Source organism: Clostridium frigidicarnis (genome assembly GCF_900111985.1).
GTDB lineage: Bacteria > Bacillota > Clostridia > Clostridiales > Clostridiaceae > Clostridium_Z > Clostridium_Z frigidicarnis.
This window is the reverse complement of sequence record NZ_FOKI01000006.1, coordinates 65,504-84,280: the sequence shown is the minus strand read 5'-3', so window position 1 is coordinate 84,280 and position 18,777 is coordinate 65,504. Positions and strand designations below refer to the sequence as shown.

18 protein-coding genes are annotated in these 18,777 nt (G+C 29.4%); 16 read left to right on the top strand and 2 right to left on the bottom strand.

Annotation, left to right across the window (positions count from 1 at the left end):
• Nucleotides 1-6 precede the first annotated feature (6 nt).
• The 8 genes from BM119_RS05095 (at nt 7) to BM119_RS05060 (ending at nt 9,592) form a co-directional block, all read left to right on the top strand.
• Nucleotides 7-1,773: a V-type ATP synthase subunit A gene (locus BM119_RS05095; protein WP_090039471.1), complete on the top strand. Its 1,767-nt coding sequence runs from the start codon at nt 7-9 to the stop codon at nt 1,771-1,773.
• Nucleotides 1,773-3,155, top strand: a complete 1,383-nt coding sequence (locus BM119_RS05090) for a V-type ATP synthase subunit B (protein WP_090039470.1) — start codon at nt 1,773-1,775, stop codon at nt 3,153-3,155. Before BM119_RS05095 ends, BM119_RS05090 begins: the two co-directional genes overlap by 1 nt.
• Before the next feature lie 2 nt (nt 3,156-3,157).
• Entirely contained in the window at nt 3,158-3,817 is a 660-nt protein-coding gene (locus tag BM119_RS05085; RefSeq protein ID WP_090039468.1) for a V-type ATP synthase subunit D, read from the top strand.
• 319 nt (nt 3,818-4,136) lie between these two features.
• The gene (locus BM119_RS05080) at nt 4,137-4,661 is read left to right on the top strand and encodes an ECF transporter S component (RefSeq protein WP_090039465.1); all 525 of its coding nucleotides are present in this window, start codon (nt 4,137-4,139) and stop codon (nt 4,659-4,661) included.
• 184 nt (nt 4,662-4,845) lie between these two features.
• Nucleotides 4,846-7,134 (top strand): RNA polymerase recycling motor HelD, encoded by a 2,289-nt coding sequence (helD, locus tag BM119_RS05075; RefSeq protein WP_090039464.1) that lies wholly within the window; start codon nt 4,846-4,848, stop codon nt 7,132-7,134.
• 143 nt (nt 7,135-7,277) lie between these two features.
• Nucleotides 7,278-8,456, top strand: coding sequence for an FprA family A-type flavoprotein (locus BM119_RS05070; protein WP_090039462.1), 1,179 nt, complete (start codon nt 7,278-7,280; stop codon nt 8,454-8,456).
• Nucleotides 8,457-8,902: 446 nt separating this feature from the next.
• Nucleotides 8,903-9,178, top strand: coding sequence for a DUF1292 domain-containing protein (locus BM119_RS05065; RefSeq protein ID WP_090039461.1), 276 nt, complete (start codon nt 8,903-8,905; stop codon nt 9,176-9,178).
• Between the two features lie 18 nt (nt 9,179-9,196).
• Nucleotides 9,197-9,592: a hypothetical protein gene (locus BM119_RS05060; RefSeq protein ID WP_090039459.1), complete on the top strand. Its 396-nt coding sequence runs from the start codon at nt 9,197-9,199 to the stop codon at nt 9,590-9,592.
• A gap of 80 nt (nt 9,593-9,672) precedes the next feature.
• Here the strand turns inward: BM119_RS05060 and BM119_RS05055 are convergent, their stop codons facing one another.
• Complete coding sequence (locus tag BM119_RS05055; protein WP_090039458.1) at nt 9,673-9,855, bottom strand: aspartyl-phosphate phosphatase Spo0E family protein; 183 nt, start codon at nt 9,853-9,855, stop codon at nt 9,673-9,675.
• A gap of 551 nt (nt 9,856-10,406) precedes the next feature.
• On the opposite strand from BM119_RS05055, the gene BM119_RS05050 reads away from it, so the two are divergent.
• The 6 genes from BM119_RS05050 to BM119_RS20490 all read left to right on the top strand — a co-directional run bounded on the left by BM119_RS05050 (nt 10,407) and on the right by BM119_RS20490 (nt 15,323).
• Nucleotides 10,407-10,577 (top strand): DUF896 domain-containing protein, encoded by a 171-nt coding sequence (locus BM119_RS05050; protein WP_090039456.1) that lies wholly within the window; start codon nt 10,407-10,409, stop codon nt 10,575-10,577.
• Nucleotides 10,578-10,604: 27 nt separating this feature from the next.
• A complete protein-coding gene (hprK, locus tag BM119_RS05045) occupies nt 10,605-11,522 on the top strand; it encodes an HPr(Ser) kinase/phosphatase (protein ID WP_090039454.1) in 918 nt (305 codons plus the stop codon).
• The gene (locus BM119_RS05040; RefSeq protein ID WP_090039452.1) at nt 11,509-12,066 is read left to right on the top strand and encodes a 5-formyltetrahydrofolate cyclo-ligase; all 558 of its coding nucleotides are present in this window, start codon (nt 11,509-11,511) and stop codon (nt 12,064-12,066) included. The genes hprK and BM119_RS05040 overlap by 14 nt, the downstream gene beginning before the upstream one ends.
• 83 nt (nt 12,067-12,149) lie before the next feature.
• Nucleotides 12,150-13,553, top strand: coding sequence for an aminopeptidase (locus tag BM119_RS05035; protein WP_090039451.1), 1,404 nt, complete (start codon nt 12,150-12,152; stop codon nt 13,551-13,553).
• Nucleotides 13,554-14,366: 813 nt separating this feature from the next.
• Complete coding sequence (locus BM119_RS05030) at nt 14,367-14,774, top strand: hypothetical protein (protein ID WP_090039449.1); 408 nt, start codon at nt 14,367-14,369, stop codon at nt 14,772-14,774.
• Nucleotides 14,775-14,999: 225 nt separating this feature from the next.
• Nucleotides 15,000-15,323 carry a holin gene (locus BM119_RS20490; protein WP_341465745.1) on the top strand — a complete coding sequence of 108 codons (324 nt, stop codon included), beginning with the start codon at nt 15,000-15,002 and terminating at the stop codon, nt 15,321-15,323.
• Between the two features lie 367 nt (nt 15,324-15,690).
• On the opposite strand, the gene BM119_RS05020 is transcribed toward BM119_RS20490, so the two are convergent.
• Nucleotides 15,691-16,518 (bottom strand): PHP domain-containing protein, encoded by an 828-nt coding sequence (locus BM119_RS05020; protein ID WP_341465744.1) that lies wholly within the window; start codon nt 16,516-16,518, stop codon nt 15,691-15,693.
• 323 nt (nt 16,519-16,841) lie between these two features.
• Between BM119_RS05020 and BM119_RS05015 the strand changes: the two genes are divergently transcribed.
• Together BM119_RS05015 and pabB are read left to right on the top strand one after the other, a co-directional pair.
• Complete coding sequence (locus BM119_RS05015) at nt 16,842-17,417, top strand: anthranilate synthase component II (protein ID WP_090039448.1); 576 nt, start codon at nt 16,842-16,844, stop codon at nt 17,415-17,417.
• 1 nt (nt 17,418) lies between these two features.
• Complete coding sequence (pabB, locus tag BM119_RS05010; RefSeq protein ID WP_090039446.1) at nt 17,419-18,771, top strand: aminodeoxychorismate synthase component I; 1,353 nt, start codon at nt 17,419-17,421, stop codon at nt 18,769-18,771.
• The last annotated feature ends 6 nt before the right edge of the window (nt 18,772-18,777 follow it).

Here is an 18,777-nt window from a genome sequence, read left to right as displayed (position 1 = left end):
AGGAGCTTGAAGGTTGGAAGAATTATAAAAGTATCTGGACCTTTAGTTGTTGCTGAAGGAATGGAAGAAGCTAATGTATATGACGTTGTTAAAGTTAGTGATAAGCGTCTTATAGGCGAGATCATAGAAATGAGAGGAGATAAAGCCTCTATTCAGGTTTATGAAGAAACTTCAGGAGTTGGAGTTGGAGCACCAGTTTACACTATGGGAGAACCTTTAAGTGTTGAACTTGGACCAGGACTTTTAGAGGCAATGTTTGATGGGATACAAAGACCTCTTGAAGCTTACCAAAAGATAGCTGGAGACTTCCTTGAAAGAGGAATAGAAGTTCCATGTCTTGATAGAGATAAAAAATGGAATTTCACTGCAACTAAAAAGGTAGGGGATTATGTAAAAGCTGGAGATATAGTTGGAGTAGTTCAAGAGACTTCAGTTGTAGAGCATAAAATAATGGTACCTTACGGTATTGAAGGTACTTTAAAAAGCATAAATGAAGGTGATTTCACTGTAGTTGAAAAAATAGGTGAAATTGAAACTTCAAAAGGAATTCATGAGTTAATCATGATGCAAAAGTGGCCAGTAAGAAGGGGTAGAAAGTACTCTCAAAAATTAAATCCAGTTGAGCCACTAGTTACAGGTCAAAGAGTAATAGATACATTCTTCCCAGTAACTAAGGGAGGAACAGCTTGTGTACCAGGACCATTCGGAAGTGGTAAAACAGTTGTTCAACATCAGCTTGCTAAATGGGCAGATGCTGAAATAGTTGTATATGTAGGTTGTGGAGAACGTGGAAATGAAATGACAGATGTTCTTATGGAATTCCCAGAGATAATAGACCCTAAAACAGGTGAATCTCTAATGAAAAGAACAGTTCTTATAGCTAATACATCTAATATGCCAGTTGCAGCTAGAGAAGCCTCTATATACACAGGAATGACTATAGCTGAGTACTTCAGAGATATGGGATATTCAGTTGCATTAATGGGAGATTCTACATCTAGATGGGCAGAGGCATTAAGAGAGATGTCAGGAAGACTTGAGGAAATGCCTGGTGAAGAAGGATACCCAGCATACCTTGGATCAAGACTTGCAGATTTCTACGAAAGAGCTGGTAAAGTCGTATGTTTAGGTTCAGATGAGAGAGTTGGAGCTTTAACTGCAATAGGAGCAGTTTCACCTCCAGGAGGAGACTTATCAGAACCAGTTACTCAAGCTACACTAAGAATAGTTAAAGTTTTCTGGGGACTAGACTCACAGCTTGCTTATAAGAGACACTTCCCAGCTATAAACTGGTTAAATTCTTACTCTTTATACCTAGAAAAAATAGGCGTTTGGATGGATGAAGAAATTGCATCTGATTGGAGTTCATTAAGAACAAGATCTATGGCACTTCTTCAAGAAGAAGCTAAACTTGATGAAATAGTTAGACTTGTTGGTAAGGATTCTTTATCAGAAGCTGATCAATTAAAGTTAGAAGTTGCTAAGTCTTTAAGAGAAGACTACTTAATGCAAAATGCTTTCCATGATGTTGATACTTATTCACCACTTGATAAGCAGTATAAAATGTTGAAACTTATTCTTAAATTCCAAGATGAAGCTGAAAAAGCTATGAAAGCAGGAGTTTATTTAAATAAGATTCTTGATTTAGAAGTAAGAGAAAAAATAGCAAGAGCTAAATATATTGCTACAGAAGAAATAAACAAGATAGATGGTATAAGTGAAGAACTCACTACTGCTATGGATACATTAATAAGCGAAGGAGGGGTTATATAATGCTTAAAGAATACAAAACTGTAAGAGAAGTTGTAGGACCCTTAATGCTTGTTGATGGAGTTGAAGGTGTTAACTTTGATGAATTAGTTGAAATAGAATTACACACTGGAGAGCTTAGACGTGGTAAGGTACTTGAAGTTAATGGAAACAAAGCTATGGTTCAGTTATTTGAAGGATCAGCTGGTATTAACTTAAAAGAAACTAAAGTAAGATTTCTTGGTAAACCACTTGAAATAGGAGTTTCAGAAGATATGCTTGGAAGAGTCTTTGATGGACTTGGAAGACCGAAGGACGGAGGTCCTAAGATTATTCCAGAGAAAAAGCTAGATATAAATGGAACACCAATAAATCCTGTATCTAGAGATTTTCCATCAGAATTTATTCAAACAGGAATATCTGCAATAGACCACTTAAATACTTTAGTTAGAGGACAAAAACTTCCAGTGTTCTCAGGATCAGGACTTCCACATGCTGAGCTTGCAACTCAAATAGCAAGACAGGCAAAGGTTCTAAACTCTGATTCTAAGTTCGCTGTTGTATTTGGTGCTATGGGAGTTACATTTGAAGAAGCTCAATTCTTCATAGATGACTTTACAAAAACAGGAGCTATAGATAGAGCTGTTCTATTTATAAATCTTGCCAATGACCCAGCCATAGAAAGAATATCTACACCAAGAATGGCATTAACAACAGCTGAGTACTTAGCTTATGAAAAAGGAATGCACGTACTAGTTATATTAACAGATATGACTAACTACTGTGAGGCTCTAAGAGAAGTATCAGCAGCAAGAAAAGAAGTTCCAGGAAGAAGAGGATATCCAGGATACCTATATACTGACCTTTCTACATTGTATGAAAGAGCTGGTAGATTAAAAGGTAGAGAAGGATCTATAACTCAAATTCCAATACTTACAATGCCAGAAGATGATAAGACTCACCCAATACCAGACTTAACTGGATATATAACTGAGGGGCAAATAATCTTATCAAGAGAACTTTATAAAAAAGGAATAATGCCTCCAATAGATGTTTTACCATCATTATCAAGACTTAAGGATAAAGGTATAGGTAAAGGTAAAACTAGAGAAGACCATGCGGATACAATGAACCAAATGTTTGCTTGTTATGCACAAGGTAAGCAAGCAAAAGAGCTTGCAGTAATCTTAGGAGAATCAGCATTATCAGAAGCAGATAAGAAATTTGCTAAGTTTGCAGAAAGATTTGAAGAAGAATATGTTTCTCAAGGATTTAATACAAATAGATCAATTGAAGATACTTTAAAGCTTGGTTGGGAATTATTATCTATACTTCCAAAAGGTGAGCTTAAGAGAATTAGAGATGAATATATTGAGAAGTACTTGTCTAATAGAGAGGATGAGTAATTATGAAGTTAAATGTAAATCCAACTCGTATGGAGCTTACAAAGCTTAAACAAAGGCTTTCTACAGCAACAAGAGGACATAAGCTTTTAAAGGATAAGCAAGATGAACTTATGAGAAGATTTATAGAACTTATAAAATACAATAATGAACTTAGAAAACAAGTTGAAGAAGAGCTTGGAGGTTCATTTAAGGAATTTTTAATGGCAAGTGCTGTTATGAGTTCAGAAATGCTTGAGGAAGCTATTGCTTATCCAAAGGAAAAGATTTCTCTTGAATTAAGCCATAAAAATATAATGAGTGTTAATGTGCCTATAATGAACTTCAAAAGAAGTTTAGAAGGTGATGAAGGAAGTATATATCCATATGGATTTGCTCAGACTTCAGCAGAACTTGATGGAGCTATAGAAAAGCTATACGGAATACTTCCAAAGCTTTTAGAGCTTGCAGAGGTCGAAAAAAGCACTCAACTTATGGCTGATGAAATAGAGAAAACAAGAAGAAGAGTTAATGCACTTGAATATATGACAATACCTCAACTTCAAGAGACTATAAAATATATAATTATGAAGCTTGATGAAAATGAAAGAGGTAACTTAACAAGACTTATGAAAGTTAAGTCAATGATGCAAGAGCAACAAAATAGAGAAGCAGCTACTAATTAATAATAAAGCTGTTTAGGATTTTAAAATATGGCATATAGATATGCACAAAAAGAGAGCAACCATTGCTCTCTTTTTTTAGTTGAAAGTGTAGAGTTTTTGAATTGAGAATTGATAATTTACAATTAACAATGAAGGATGAAATCTTCCTAGGAAGATTTCTAAAATAGAAAGATATTATTAAAGAAAATCTGTGACTTCTAACCTCAATTGTCAATTGTGAATTTTCAATTAGAATATGGCGTAGCAACTTTGTTCTTTACAAAAGTAACCTCTGAATATATACTAGTGTATATACACTGGTGAACAAGGGGGATTTTCAATGGATAATAAGATAACAAAAATGGTATTTACAGCATTATTTACGGCATTAGCAATAATAATACCTATATACTTTGGGTTTTTAAAAATAATAATAGGACCATTTACAGCTACATTAGCATCTCATGTTCCTATATTCTTATCAATGTATTTATCACCAGCATCTGCAGTTGTAGTTGCTATTGGATCAACATTAGGGTTTTTATATGGAGGGCTTCCAATAGTAGTGGTATTTAGAGCAGCTATGCATATAATAGTAGGATTTATAGGGGCAGTGCTAGTTAAGAAAGGTTTTAAATATAGAAATATAGTTTTAATCACAGCACCTATTCATGGAATATTAGAAGGATTAGCAGTAATACCTTTCTATGGATTAAACATATACTATATAATAGTAGTAACGGCTGTAGGGTCTATGTTGCATCATTGTGCAGATGGCTTTATTTCAGGTGTTTTATTAAAGTCTTTAAGTAAAGCATTGAGAAGAGATCTAACAAAAGGCATAATAAGAAACCAACAAATTTAATAAGGCGCATGAAAGAAAATAACAAGTCAAATATATTAGCATACTGACTTGTTATTTTTTTGAATGTGCATAATATAAAAATAAGATAATCTATATTTTGGATTATCTGTTTTTTAAAACAAAATAAGTTGACAAATTATGCAAACAATCATATAATTAACAGGTTTTAAAGAGAGGTGATTATATGGAAAATAATGAGTTAATCTTTGAGAAAGAGAAGCTCCATGAAACAAAAAAATGGCTTTTAGAGGAAATACCAAAATTAGAAGATAAAAATGAAAATATCAAAAACAGAATAGCATCTTTAACTAAAGGTGGTGTTATGGCAAATCATAATGATCTTCAAGCAAACAACATAAGACAGGATGCAGTACTTAAAAACATACAAAACTATACAGAGGCAATTGATAAACCATATTTTGCAAGAATTGATTTCCGTGAATATATGAAAGAAAAAGAAAGCTTTTATATAGGAAAGTTTAGCATAGGTGATTGGGAGACAGGAGATCAAAAGGTTATAGACTGGAGAGAACCCTTAGCAGATCTTTATTATAGTGGAACTCAAGGTTGGACTGAATATAGAGCACCTATAGGAATAATCGAGGGAGAACTCTCGTTAAAAAGAAAGTTTAGATATAAGGAAAATGACATAGAGGATATTTTTGATGAGGGAATAAACGATATTATAATTAGAAATTCAGGGATAGAGGATGAAAATGCTTTAATTGATGAGTTTCTTAAAATAACTTTAGAGGAAAGTACAGGATCAAAGCTAAAGGATGTAGTTGCAACAATACAAAAGGAACAAAATGATATAATAAGAGCACCTAAAACACAGCCAATAATAGTTCAAGGATCAGCGGGATCAGGAAAAACAACAGTTGCACTACATAGACTTGCTTATCTTATATATAGATATAATAAAACATTAAATCCAGAGGATATTTTGGTAATAGCACCAAATAAAGTATTCTTAGATTATATATCAGATGTGTTGCCATCCCTTGGAGCTATGGAAGTAAAGCAAAAGACTTTCGAAGAAATAGCAGTAGAGGCTTTAAAGTTAAAGGGAAAAGTAATTAATAAGGATAAAAAACTAGCACAGGTTTTGGAAATGAATGATGAAGAAGAAAAAAAATTAATAACATCTTCAAGTAAGGTGAAAAATTCATTAGCATTTAAAACTATGTTAGACAGATATATAAAGCTTATACAAATAGAGCAAGCTAAAATAGATTCTATAATAGTTAAAGATGAAGAACTTGTTGACGGTAAGGAAATAAGAAGATTATTTTTGAAAGATTTAATGCATCTACCAGTTAACAAAAGAAAAGATGAAATTAAAAGATATATAACCTTAAGATTAAAAGATAGAATAGAAAATGCTATAGAAAAATTAGAAATGAAGTATGATGGCGAGATATTTAAGATTAAAAGAGAAATGGTAGATAATGAAGAAAGAAGAAAGATTATAATAAAAACTTACGATGAGAGAGATAAGAAAAAGGAATTACTTAAAAAAAATAGTAAAAAGGCTGTAGAGGAATATTTTAAAGCTTGGAAAAGTTTAGATTCAAAAACAATTTACTCAAGGTTTTTTGAAGATGAGGCTATGTTCTCAATAGCTACAGATGATAGAATACCAGAAGAATTATATAAATATATGAAAGAAAAACTTAAAAATGATATTGAAAGTAAAGTAGTAGATAGTGATGATTTAGCACCTATGTTATATTTAAAGTTTAAGTTAGAGGAGGTACCTGAAAATTATAAATTTTCTCATCTTGTAGTGGATGAAGCTCAAGACTATGGTTTTATACAGATGGAAATATTAAAATATATGGCTAAAGGTGAATCTTTAACTATTGTTGGAGACATAGGACAGGGTATTTATTATTATAAGGGAATAGATACTTGGAGCAAGGTAATTGAGCTGGTATTTAATAATAATGCTGTGTATACGCCTTTAACTCAAAGTTATAGATCTACTGTGGAAATAATAAATTTTGCAAATAAGGTTTTAGCTAAACAAGAAAATAGTTTAAAACCTGCAATGCCAGTTTTAAGACATGGTATGGAACCAGAAATTCACGAATTTAAAAACAATAGTGAATTTACTACTGAGCTAGATAAAATAGTAGATAATATAAAGAATAATGGAAAACAATCAACAGCCGTTATATGTAGAACACAAAAAGAGTGTAAGACAATATACAATTACATGAAAAAGAACTCTAAGCATACATGGAATTTGATAAAAGACAATGATTCCATAATATCAATGGAAAATATAATAATACCATCCTACATGACAAAGGGATTGGAGTTTGATGCTTCCATAGTATATAATTGTAATAATATAAACTATGGAGACAATAATCTAGACAAAAAATTATTATATGTTGTATTAACTAGGGCACTTCATTATGAATATATATTTTTTAATGGTATTTGTTCAGAACTAGTTAAATAACAAAGGTTTTGAATGGATAATTATTATTGATTGCTATTTAAAATGGTTAACAATTGTGATAAAATAACATTATAAAGAAAATAATAGTAAATAAATTTTTAAATTTAAATAGATCACTTTGTACATTTAGGAGGTATTTACACATGGGCGCTGTAAAAATGAAAGAAAACATATATTGGGTTGGAGCAGTAGACAAAGAATTAAGAGTATTTGATATAATAATGGAAACAAAAAGGGGAACAACATACAATTCTTACCTAATAAACGATGAAAAGATAGCAATAATAGATTCAGTTAAAAATGGGTTTTATAAGGAATTTAAAGAGAATATAAAAGAAGTTATACAAGATAAAAAAATAGATTATATAGTAGTACAACATACTGAATTAGATCACAGTGGTTCAGTTATAAGACTTTTAGAAGATTATCCAGAAGCAACAGTAGTTGCATCAAGAGCTGCTATAATATATCTAAAAAATATAATGAATAGAGAATTTAAATCAATAGAAGCAAAAGAAGATTTATGTCTTGGAAAAACAACATTAAAGTTTGTATCAGCTCCAAACCTACACTGGCCAGATACAATATTTACTTATGCAATAGAAAAGAAAATCTTATTTACTTGTGACTTTACTGGATGCCATTATGCATCAGAAAATGGAGTTCTAGGGGATGTTGCTGGTGATTATGAAGCAGAAATGAAGTATTACTTTGATTGTATAATGGGACCATTCAAAAGATTTGTTTTAATGGCATTAGATAAAATAAAACCATTAAACTTTGATATGATAGCACCAAGCCATGGACCAATACATGTTGGAAAAACAGTAGAAGAGGCTTTGAAATTATATGAAGAATGGGCTACAGAAAACAAAAGAGAAGATAAGAACATACAAATATTCTATATTTCTGCTTATGGAAATACAGAAGTTATGGCAAAATATTTAGAAAAGAAAATAAATGAACTTGGAATTTTTGCTGAAAGTCATGAAATTACAGAATGTGATATGGGGCAATTAATCGATAAGGTTGAAAATTCTAGTGGTATATTGGTAGGTTCGCCAACATTAAATCAAGATGCAGTTAAACCTGCATGGGATTTATTATCTCAAATATGTCCTATAACTAATAGAGGTAAGGTTGCTGGTGCATTTGGTTCTTATGGATGGAGTGGAGAAGGAGTTCCAATGCTTACAGATAGACTAAAGGCCTTAAAATTCAATGTGGTTTCAGATGGAGTGAAATTCTGTTTCGTACCTTCAGCTGATGACTTTAAGAAAGCTGATGAATTGGCAAATGATATAGCTGAAAAGATTAAATAATATATTTTAAATTTTAAGAAGTGAACAGTCTAGACTGTTCACTTTAGTATGAAAATTTTAGAGTTAATTATTTTTAAAGTAAAGTCATTATTTTGACCTTACTTTTTTTGTTGCAAAATAAAAGATACAAATATATAAATCTTTTAAGTGCTAAATATGAATATATTTTTGCTTTTTCACAAAAAGTATAAATGTTGTATTTGTGAAAATATAAAGTACATTTAAAATAAAATTAAAAATATAAATGGGATACTTTTCTAATATGTCGTATAGTGAAAAAAATTCATGAAAAATTGTTGATAATTAAAACATGAAATGCTATGATTGTAAATATCAATAGATTCCTTAGTTGGTTTTAATTATGAAAAATTAATATTGTTTTAATTTTATATTAAAACGATAAACAGTCTAAGTAGAATAAAATTATTTGAATTGGAGTGATAGTAGTGGAAGATAAGGAAATAATGTATTTTAAAGATGAAGATGGCAATAAAGTTGCTTTTGAAGCAATCGCACATATATTTTTGAATGAAGAAACAGAAGATGAAAAAGAATACTTAATATTAGCACCTGTAGAGGATGGTAATGAGGATGATGCTTTTATATTTAGAGTTGATTATCCAGAGGGAAATAAAGAATTAAATTTAGTTGAAGATGATGACGAATTTGAAGCTGTAAAGAAACAGTATAAAGATCTTTTATACAATAACAATGATAGATAAAAATTGGAGGAATTTAATATGGATATAAAAAATGTATTAGAATATCTTGGCAAAAATGATTTGACTGATATTGAAGAGATAAATGAAAAAGATGGGTGTAAAGTAATAAGATTTTTCTATGATTTTGATAAAGAGGAAATGGAAGCAGCTAGAGCTTATTCAAAGGATGAATGTGAGGAAGAAGAAAACAGTGATACTTGGTATGATGAGTATTTCTTACCTTATCTTAATGATGTAGCTATAGATAATGTAGGTGAAATAGTAGAAGAGATAATGGATGAATTTGAAATAGAAGCACAATTTATTTGTTATGATTTAAATAAGGAAAAGTATGACTATCTTGAATTTGTAGCTATATTCTTTGAAGAAGGATCTCATGATATAGAGGATGTTTTAGATTCACTAAACATATAAATAAAGATAAAATAGGAAGATTTTTAAATCTTCCTATTTTACTACTTATCTATAGTTTCTTAAAATTTTACATAGAAAACTTAGTTAGTATATTTCTTAGTACAAGTTAGGTACTTTACAATTAGCTCGTCCAGTTCTTCACTGTACTGGATTACTATATCGTCTGTAAGCCTATTATTACATGTTAAAGAATTAAGTTTATTTCGTAAGTCCTCAATTCTACTTTCGATTAGCCTACTTTCAACGCAGCTAGAATTAAACATATTAAAATCACTCCTTCTAAAAATAAAAAAATAAAAATAAAAATAAATATCCTAATAATATTTTACCAAATATAGAGAATAAATAAAGTAAAAAAATTAGTCATATATATACAAAAAGAAACATAAAGTACAAAAAACTAAACCAAAAGTGCAAATAGAAAAAAATGGTAAAACGTTAAAAGTGTTACTGTATGTTGAATAAAGGTACTGTTCATGTATAAATATTTGTAGAAATTAGTCGTAATTTAAATCTATAAGTGTGAGAAGATGTTTAAAAAGATGTAAGATTTAAAAATGTGAATTAGTAAGTAGTAAGTTAAAGGTTAGAAAATGAAAATATTTAATAGTGTTATTAGTGGATAATTTAATAAGGTTTGTAAATACTTTGGTTTTTATTATATAATAAGAAAAACATAAGGCATAAATTTATATTATAAAAATGCAAATTTAAAAAATAACAAGTAAGCCTTGATAAAAGTATTATTTTTGAAGTAAAATTAAGTGAATAACTTGATAAATTATAGTGATAGTAGAGGAAAGGATTGAATCAAATGAAATTAGAAGAATTAACAGCGAGAATAAATTATTTATATAAGAAAAGTAAAGAAGAAGGATTAACTGAAGAGGAAAAGAAAGAACAACAAGAATTAAGAAAAGACTACATAGATAGAGTTAAAAATAATTTTAGAACACAAATTAGCCAAGTTAGTAAAAAGTCATAGGAGTGGCTTTTAAAAGGAGTGGTGTATATGGCTATTAAAGTTATGGATATTATAGAAAAAATGAATCTTGAGGTTTTGGTTGAGGGTGATAGAGAAATAGAAATTAATACTGCGGATTTAAATAGACCAGGACTTCAACTTTCAGGTTTCTATAATTATTTTGCAAATGAAAGAATACAAATTATAGGAAGAGCTGAGTGGAGCTTTTTAGATGATATGCAAGTGGAAATTAGAAGAAAAAGAGTAAAAAAATTTATGAGTTTTACCATGCCATGTATAATCATTACAAGAGATCAAGAGCCACATAAAGAATTAATAGAGTATGCTGAAAAGAATAAGAGATGGATTCTTAGAAGTAAGGAGATCTCTACTAAATTTATAAATAAATTATCTAATCTTTTAGCAGAATGTCTAGCTCCAGAAACAAGAATACATGGAGTATTAGTAGACGTATATGGAATTGGAATAGTTATAACTGGAGAAAGCGGTATAGGCAAAAGTGAAACAGCTTTGGAACTTATAAAAAGAGGACATAGATTAGTAGCTGATGATGCTGTTGATATTAAAGCCATAGATGGGTTCTTAAAAGGTACGTCTCCAGATATAACTTTTGGAATGCTAGAAGTTAGAGGGATGGGAATAATAGATGTATCAGCATTATATGGTTTGAGTTCTATTATAAGAAACAAGACTATAAGTTTAATAGTTCATTTTGAACATTGGAAAGATGATGGAAACTACGATAGGCTAGGAGTGGATAAAGAGTATATGGATATCTTAAATGTTCCAGTAAGAAGGCTTAGAGTTCCTATAAGACCAGGTAGAAATATAGCAGTTATTATTGAGGCGGCTGCAGCAAACTATAGATATAGCTTTTTAGCAAAAACATCACCAGTAGATATTATAGAAAGAAGAATGGAAGGTTTAGCTGATGACATTATCTAAATCTGAAATAAGAAAAGAAATTTTAAGGGTTAGAGGGGAGGTTTCTCCTTTAGCTCTTAAAGAATATAATGATACAATATTTAATAAAGTTATATCTATTGATGAATACAAAGAAAGTAAGCTTATGTTTATATATGTAAGCTATAAGAGTGAAGTTGATACTTATAGGATAATAAGACATGCTTTAGGCAAGGGCAAGAGAGTTTGTGTGCCTAAGGTTATATCTAAAGCTGAAGGTATGGTTGCTGTGGAAATTAAAAGTATTGATGACTTAAGAAAAGGGTTTCAAGGAATTTTAGAGCCGGAAATAAGTGAAAAAAATATTGTTATAAATGAGAATGATATAGATTTGGCCGTTATTCCTGGCGTTGCATTTGATTTAAATGGTGGAAGAATTGGATATGGTGGAGGATTCTATGATAGGTTTTTACCACTTTTAAATGAAAAATGTGGTAAAGTAGCAATAGCATACAATTTTCAAATTGTTCCAGAGATAAATGTGGAAAAAAACGATTTTGCCATAAATTGTATCATATTTAATTAGGTGTTTCAATATTTGAAATTTTAAAAAAAATAATGTACTATATAAGTAGAGCAATTTATAAAAGAAAAAATGGGGGATTGGTTATGGAACTAAAAGATTTAACAAAAAAATATGAATATGCATGGGAAAAGTATTCAAAAGAAGATTTAGAGAAAGTTTTTGGATTATCTGACAGATACATAGATTTCATGTCAAAATGCAAAACTGAAAGAGAATGTGTAAATGAATTAGTTATAGAAGCTGAAAAAGCTGGATACAAGAACTTAAATGATATTATAAAAAATGGTGACAAGATATCTGTTGGGGATAAAGTATATGTAAATTATATGGGAAAATGTTTGGCAATGTTCTTAATAGGAAATGAACCATTTGAAAAAGGTATGAGGATATTAGGTGCTCATATAGACTCTCCAAGATTAGATTTAAAACAAAATCCATTATATGAAGATACAGATTTAGCTATGATGGAAACTCACTATTATGGTGGAGTTAAGAAATATCAATGGGTTACAATTCCACTAGCAATACATGGAGTTATTGTTAAAAAAGATGGAAGTCTTGTAGAGATAGTTATTGGTGAAGATGATAAAGATCCAGTAGTTGGAATATCTGATTTATTAATACATTTATCAGCAGATCAAATGCAAAAGAAATTAGGAACAGGTATAGAAGGAGAAGATCTTAATATATGTGTCGGATCTATTCCAGTAGAAGATAAAGAAGCTAAAAATAGGGTTAAACTTAATATATTAAGACTATTAAATGAAAAATACGGAATAACTGAAGAAGATTTCGTTTCAGGAGAATTAGAAGTAGTTCCAGCTGGAAGAGCTAGACATTGTGGTCTAGATAACAGTATGGTTATGGCTTATGGACATGATGACAGAATATGTGCATACACATCTTTTGATGCAATGTTAAAATTAAAAGAAGCTGATAAAACTTGTGTAACATTACTTGTTGATAAAGAAGAAGTAGGAAGTATAGGGGCTACAGGAATGCAATCAAGATTCTTTGAAAATGCAGTAGCTGAAATAATGGATAGATTAGGACAATACAGTGAATTAAAAGTTAGAAGAGCATTAGCTAATTCTAAAATGTTATCTTCAGACGTTAGTGCTGCATTTGATCCAAATTACCCAGCAGTTATGGAAAAGAAGAACTGTGCATACTTTGGTAAAGGTATAGTATTCTGCAAATATACTGGAGCTAGAGGAAAATCTGGATGTAATGATGCAAATGCTGAATTCGTTGCTCAAATAAGAAGTATAATGGATAAACATGAGGTTTCTTGGCAAACAGCTGAGCTTGGAAAAGTGGACCAAGGAGGCGGTGGTACAATCGCTTATATATTAGCTGAATACGGAATGGAAGTTATAGACTGTGGTGTTGCATTACACAACATGCATGCTCCATGGGAAATAGCATCTAAAGCAGATATATATGAAACAATGAGAGGTTACTATGCATTCTTATTAGAAGCTTAGAAAACTCTTATAATATAAAGCTTTACAACATTAATTAATGTATAAATTAATCAAGTTGAAACAATGATTTTTAATTAAAGGAAGCCATGTGAATTTCTGTTCTGAATAAATCAGATGAGAGAAGTGCATGGCTTTTTTTATTGTATAAGAATGAATATAAAGGAGTGTCATAAAGGTATATATTAATACTGAAGTTAATTAGAATATTTAACAATTAAAAAACAAAAGGATAGTTATATTTAAAAACTATCCTTTTATCATATATATTGTTTTAGGAGTTATTTGAGAAAAATGAAAACTAATATGAATATATATCTTAAAGGCTATTTGCAACACCTTAGTTAAAATTATATCCATATTAAGATGTTTTAAACATATGATTTGCAAAAATATTCATTGTGTTAAGAATTCCAATTTGTTTTAATTGAAGTAAGGTATTGGAATCTAACTAGCGATGCTTTTTTATAACTTAGGATGATATGCGTAGCTAGTGAGTTTGTGTTGGTTACCCCTGTGTTTTCATGGTACATGAATTTTTTTTGTTATTCCATATGGGTTTTTTAAAAGCCCATATGGGACAAAAAATGGCAATTGTAAAATTATACAATATCTATTATTCGTTTTTGGTTGTTTATATAAAAAAACATATTTTGGTTGTAATTAACCCATCAATGTGTTACTTTATATAATATAAAGAGTATTCTAAAGGGCTATTTAAAATATTAAATAAAATAATAAGCTTTAATGAAACATATTAGTATAACATAATATAATGTATAGTATAATATATCTTTTGAAAGGATGGTCAATAATATGGATTGGAAGGAAAATTATATGATTAAAATTAAAGAATCAGGTATAGACTTTAGTGTTATTGGAAGAGCTATGGAAAATTTTGTGCACAGCATGAATAATTATAAAGAAAAATATGGAATAAAAAATATTAAAGACATTAACAGTGATTTTGAAAATTATATAGATATAAATAGTAAGTTATTAATATCAGTAAATAAAAATAGTGATAAATATGTACAACTAGAATTAAAAGATTTAAAAAAGAATAAACATTTTAATGTATTTTCTCATATTGAATTAGTAGAAGGAATATATTATATAGAGTATCTAAATTCAGATATTCCAAATAGAGAAATAAACACACTTACAGAAGAAAATATAGATGATATATTCAAAAATTTATTTACTTTAAACGGCCTTGTGTAAACGATATCCAAATGTATATCGTTACATTATATAAATATTTAAAACACAATATTTCTCTTAAACCTTATTCAATAAAAGCAGTTATGATAAACCTTACATATCATAGCTGTTTTTTTCTTTGCATTAATTTGAAAAAATTAAATTTAAGGGATTGTATTTGATCATTGTAACTTTAAAGTATAAAAATCATATTATGTAATATGAAATTATTACGGAGGTGTAAGAATGAGTAACAACCGATGGAAAAATTATGGGCTGTGGGTTTCTATATTTGCTTTTATTCCATTAGTTTTAAATGCATTTGGATTAAAGGTATTACCAGCTAATTACACTGAATTAGTAACAGCTCTTTTATCAATACTGGTTATGGCAGGATTAATAAGTAACCCTGAAACTGTAGCTAAGTGGTATTTAGGTGATGAGCCTTCAGAAGTAACATCTGATATTATTGTTAAAGATCAAGAAACTAAAGTTGAGCCTAAAAAATTAGATGATAATCAAGTTATAACAAATGATGCAAAGAAACATACTAGCGACAATGATAGGTAGTATGTAAATATTTTCAAGCATTAATATATAAAATAAATATAATTACGAGTAACTAACAAGCACAGACAATAGGATTTAATGTTTTGAATCCTATTATCTGTGATTTTTTTCTGCGTTCAGAAAAACTTGGTTATAATATAAAATTATCTTAATGAAAATAGAATGATAAGTATTAGTAAACTATCAGATGAACCGTAAGTATTCTTAGTGAAAAAAGTAGTGCTTCCGTTAAGAATTTCAATTGTTTGAACCTAGTGAGTTATTGAAATTTAGGAAGTAATGCTTTTTTCACTTTAGAATGCTAGGTGAAATTTGCTTGTTTACAGTGGTTATCATTCTATTTTCATGTTTAGATGAAGTTTATTTTTTATTTGTCTAACATTTCTAAAAAGCTAGAAATATATTCAAGAGGAACATTCATACATCCTACATATCCATGTTTAGTATCACCTTTTCCATGACCATGAAAATCAGAACCACATGTAAGTCCTTTATTAGATTTTTTACTTAGGTTTATAAATCTTCTTTCATCTCCTGAAGAGTTTTTGTAATAAAATCCTTCTAAACAGTCAAATGGAAGATTTGCAATCTCTTCTAAATAATGTTTTTTTATAAGCACAGGATGAGCAAAACTAGTTACACATCCATACTTTTTAAGAAGATTTATACCTTCTAAAGTTGAAACCTTTTTATTAGGAACATATGCAGGGCTATTATTTCCAAGTAGTTTATCAAAAATCTTATCAAAGGTATAATTATATCCAGCATCTATTATAGCTTTAGCAATGTGAGGACGAGCAAGGACACCCTTACTTTCCTTTAGCACTTTTTCAAAATCTAAATCTATGTCAAAATAAGTTTTTAAGTTTTCTACAATTTTTTTACCACGGCTTATTCTGTGAAGTTCTAAATCTTTTAAAAAATTAATAAGATTCTCATCCTTATAGCTTTCATCTGTAAAGTACCCCAATATATGGACAGTGCTTTCTCTGTACTGGGTGGAGAGTTCTATACCAGGTATTACTCTTAAATTTATATTTTTACCTTCTTCAACAGCTTCTGTAACACCAGCTACAGTATCATGGTCCGTTAAAGCTAATATGTCAACTCCTTGATTTTTAGCAAGATGAACAAGCTCCTTAGGAGATAAAATGCCGTCTGATTTATTTGAATGGGTATGTAAATCAATTTTCATTACAATATCACGTCCTTTCAATGAAGTCTAGTTTAAGTATAACTTTAATAAATAGGTTAATCAACTTCATGTTTAGTTAGTTGAAAATCGATAATTAAGATTTGAAAATGAGGAATGTTTTTCTTCACAGATAAGGAAAAGTAATAATTGAATTTTAGATTTTTCGCAGAAAAATCAACTTTAATTTTCAATTTTTAAAAAAGAGGTATGAGAAAATACTATTAATAATAAAATTATTAGATAAATGAAAATCATAATAGCGAATGTTGCAAAATTATGTTATTATTGTGTAAAGTAATAGTGAATAAAAAGGTGAGAAATATATGTTTTTAATGATTGATAATTATGATTCTTTTGTTTACAATTTGGTAAGATATTTTAAAGAATTAGGGGAAGAAATAGTTGTTAAGAGAAATGATGAAATAGATAATGGATATATAGAAAAATTAAACCCAAAAGGTATAATAATTTCTCCAGGACCTAAAAATCCTATAGAAGCAGGAGAGTGCCTTAAAGTTATTGATGGGTTTAAAGGTAAAATACCTATACTTGGTATTTGTTTAGGACATCAATGCATAGGACATTATTTTGGTGGCAATGTTGTTAAGGGTGAGAAACCAGTTCATGGAAAGGTAAGTGAAGTAACTCACAATAATAAAGGAGTTTTTAAAAACGTAAAGAACCCACTAAAGGTTACGAGATATCATTCTTTAGTTGTTGATAGAGAAACATTACCAAGTGAACTAGAAATAACATGTGAAACTAATGACAAGGTTATTATGGGGTTAAGGCACAAAAGATTTCATGTAGAAGGTGTCCAGTTTCATCCTGAAGCTGTTCTTACAGAGTGTGGACATGACATATTAAGAAATTTCATAATAGAATGTAAGGAGTTATAACATGGAAGTTTTAATAGAGGAGTTTAGCAGTAGTTTAGATACTTTTAGCATATATACTCTATTTAGAGAGAAAAATTCAATATTTTTAGATAGTGCTTTAAGAGAAAACAATTTAGGTGATTATTCATTTATTGGGGTAAATCCTTTTCTAACTTTTAAATCTTATGATAACAATGTTTGGATAAATGGGGAGCTCTCTATAGAAGAACCATTTAATGCACTAGAGAAGTTAATGAACAAGTATAAAATAACTAATGACAATAGTATCCCATTTTTATCTGGAGCAATTGGCTATTTTTCTTATGATATGGGAAGAACTTTAGAAAAACTCCCAACTACGGCAAAAGAGGATGTTAAGATTCCTCATAGTTATTTTGTATTTTATGATAATATAATTATTTTTGATCACAAAAATAATAAAAATTATGTAACTGCATTAGGTGTAAAAGAACCGAAAAAACAATCGATTTGTAACATATTACAAAGAATTAAAGAAGGTAAACAGGTCGTTTATGAAGAAATAATTAATAAAACAGAAAAGTGCTTAAAATCTAATTTTTCTAAAAATAGTTATTTGGGTGCAGTGGAAACTTTTAGGGAATATATAAGAAGTGGAGATATTTATATATCTAATTTAACACAGAGATTTTCATGTAATTGTAATAAGCCTTCTTATGAAATATATAAAGATTTAAGAATTATAAACAAGGCACCTTTTGCAGCATTTATGGAACTTGAGGGTTTTGAAGTTATAAGTTCTTCTCCTGAAAGATTTATGAAGATATATAATAGAAAAGTTGAAACTAGACCTATAAAAGGGACAAGACCAAGAGGAAAAGATAAATTAGAGGATGAAAAAAATAAGATTGAGCTTATAAATTCAGAAAAAGATAAATCTGAGCTTCTAATGATAGTTGATTTAGAGAGAAACGATTTAAGTAAAGTATGCAAAAATAACTCAGTTAAAGTAACAGAGTTGTTTGTAATAGAAAAATATGCAACTGTATTTCACTTAGTATCTACAATTGAAGGAACACTTAGAGATGACGTATCAAGCATAGAGTGTATTAAACAGTGTTATCCAGGTGGATCTATAACAGGAGCTCCAAAAATAAGGGCTATGGAAGTTATAGAAGAAGTTGAAGAGCTAAGAAGAAACATATATACAGGAGCTATAGGATATTTTGATTATAGAGGAAATTCAGACTTTAATATTGTTATAAGGACTATACTTAAAGAAGATGATACAGCCTATTTTGGAGTTGGAGGAGGAATAACCTTTGAATCCAATAAAGAAGATGAATACGAAGAAACACTTCATAAGGCTAAAGCTTTAATAAAAGTTTTGCAATAAGGATAT

What these genes read in the sequence shown, in the direction of transcription:
- BM119_RS05090 (WP_090039470.1), top strand. Translation starts at nt 1,773, where the DNA reads ATGCTTAAAGAATACAAAACTGTAAGAGAAGTTGTAGGACCCTTAATG.
- BM119_RS05085 (WP_090039468.1), top strand. Translation starts at nt 3,158, where the DNA reads ATGAAGTTAAATGTAAATCCAACTCGTATGGAGCTTACAAAGCTTAAA.
- BM119_RS05080 (WP_090039465.1), top strand. Translation starts at nt 4,137, where the DNA reads ATGGATAATAAGATAACAAAAATGGTATTTACAGCATTATTTACGGCA.
- helD (WP_090039464.1), top strand. Translation starts at nt 4,846, where the DNA reads ATGGAAAATAATGAGTTAATCTTTGAGAAAGAGAAGCTCCATGAAACA.
- BM119_RS05070 (WP_090039462.1), top strand. Translation starts at nt 7,278, where the DNA reads ATGGGCGCTGTAAAAATGAAAGAAAACATATATTGGGTTGGAGCAGTA.
- BM119_RS05060 (WP_090039459.1), top strand. Translation starts at nt 9,197, where the DNA reads ATGGATATAAAAAATGTATTAGAATATCTTGGCAAAAATGATTTGACT.
- BM119_RS05055 (WP_090039458.1), bottom strand. Translation starts at nt 9,855, where the DNA reads ATGTTTAATTCTAGCTGCGTTGAAAGTAGGCTAATCGAAAGTAGAATT.
- BM119_RS05050 (WP_090039456.1), top strand. Translation starts at nt 10,407, where the DNA reads ATGAAATTAGAAGAATTAACAGCGAGAATAAATTATTTATATAAGAAA.
- hprK (WP_090039454.1), top strand. Translation starts at nt 10,605, where the DNA reads ATGGCTATTAAAGTTATGGATATTATAGAAAAAATGAATCTTGAGGTT.
- BM119_RS05040 (WP_090039452.1), top strand. Translation starts at nt 11,509, where the DNA reads ATGACATTATCTAAATCTGAAATAAGAAAAGAAATTTTAAGGGTTAGA.
- BM119_RS05035 (WP_090039451.1), top strand. Translation starts at nt 12,150, where the DNA reads ATGGAACTAAAAGATTTAACAAAAAAATATGAATATGCATGGGAAAAG.
- BM119_RS05030 (WP_090039449.1), top strand. Translation starts at nt 14,367, where the DNA reads ATGGATTGGAAGGAAAATTATATGATTAAAATTAAAGAATCAGGTATA.
- BM119_RS20490 (WP_341465745.1), top strand. Translation starts at nt 15,000, where the DNA reads ATGAGTAACAACCGATGGAAAAATTATGGGCTGTGGGTTTCTATATTT.
- BM119_RS05020 (WP_341465744.1), bottom strand. Translation starts at nt 16,518, where the DNA reads ATGAAAATTGATTTACATACCCATTCAAATAAATCAGACGGCATTTTA.
- BM119_RS05015 (WP_090039448.1), top strand. Translation starts at nt 16,842, where the DNA reads ATGTTTTTAATGATTGATAATTATGATTCTTTTGTTTACAATTTGGTA.
- pabB (WP_090039446.1), top strand. Translation starts at nt 17,419, where the DNA reads ATGGAAGTTTTAATAGAGGAGTTTAGCAGTAGTTTAGATACTTTTAGC.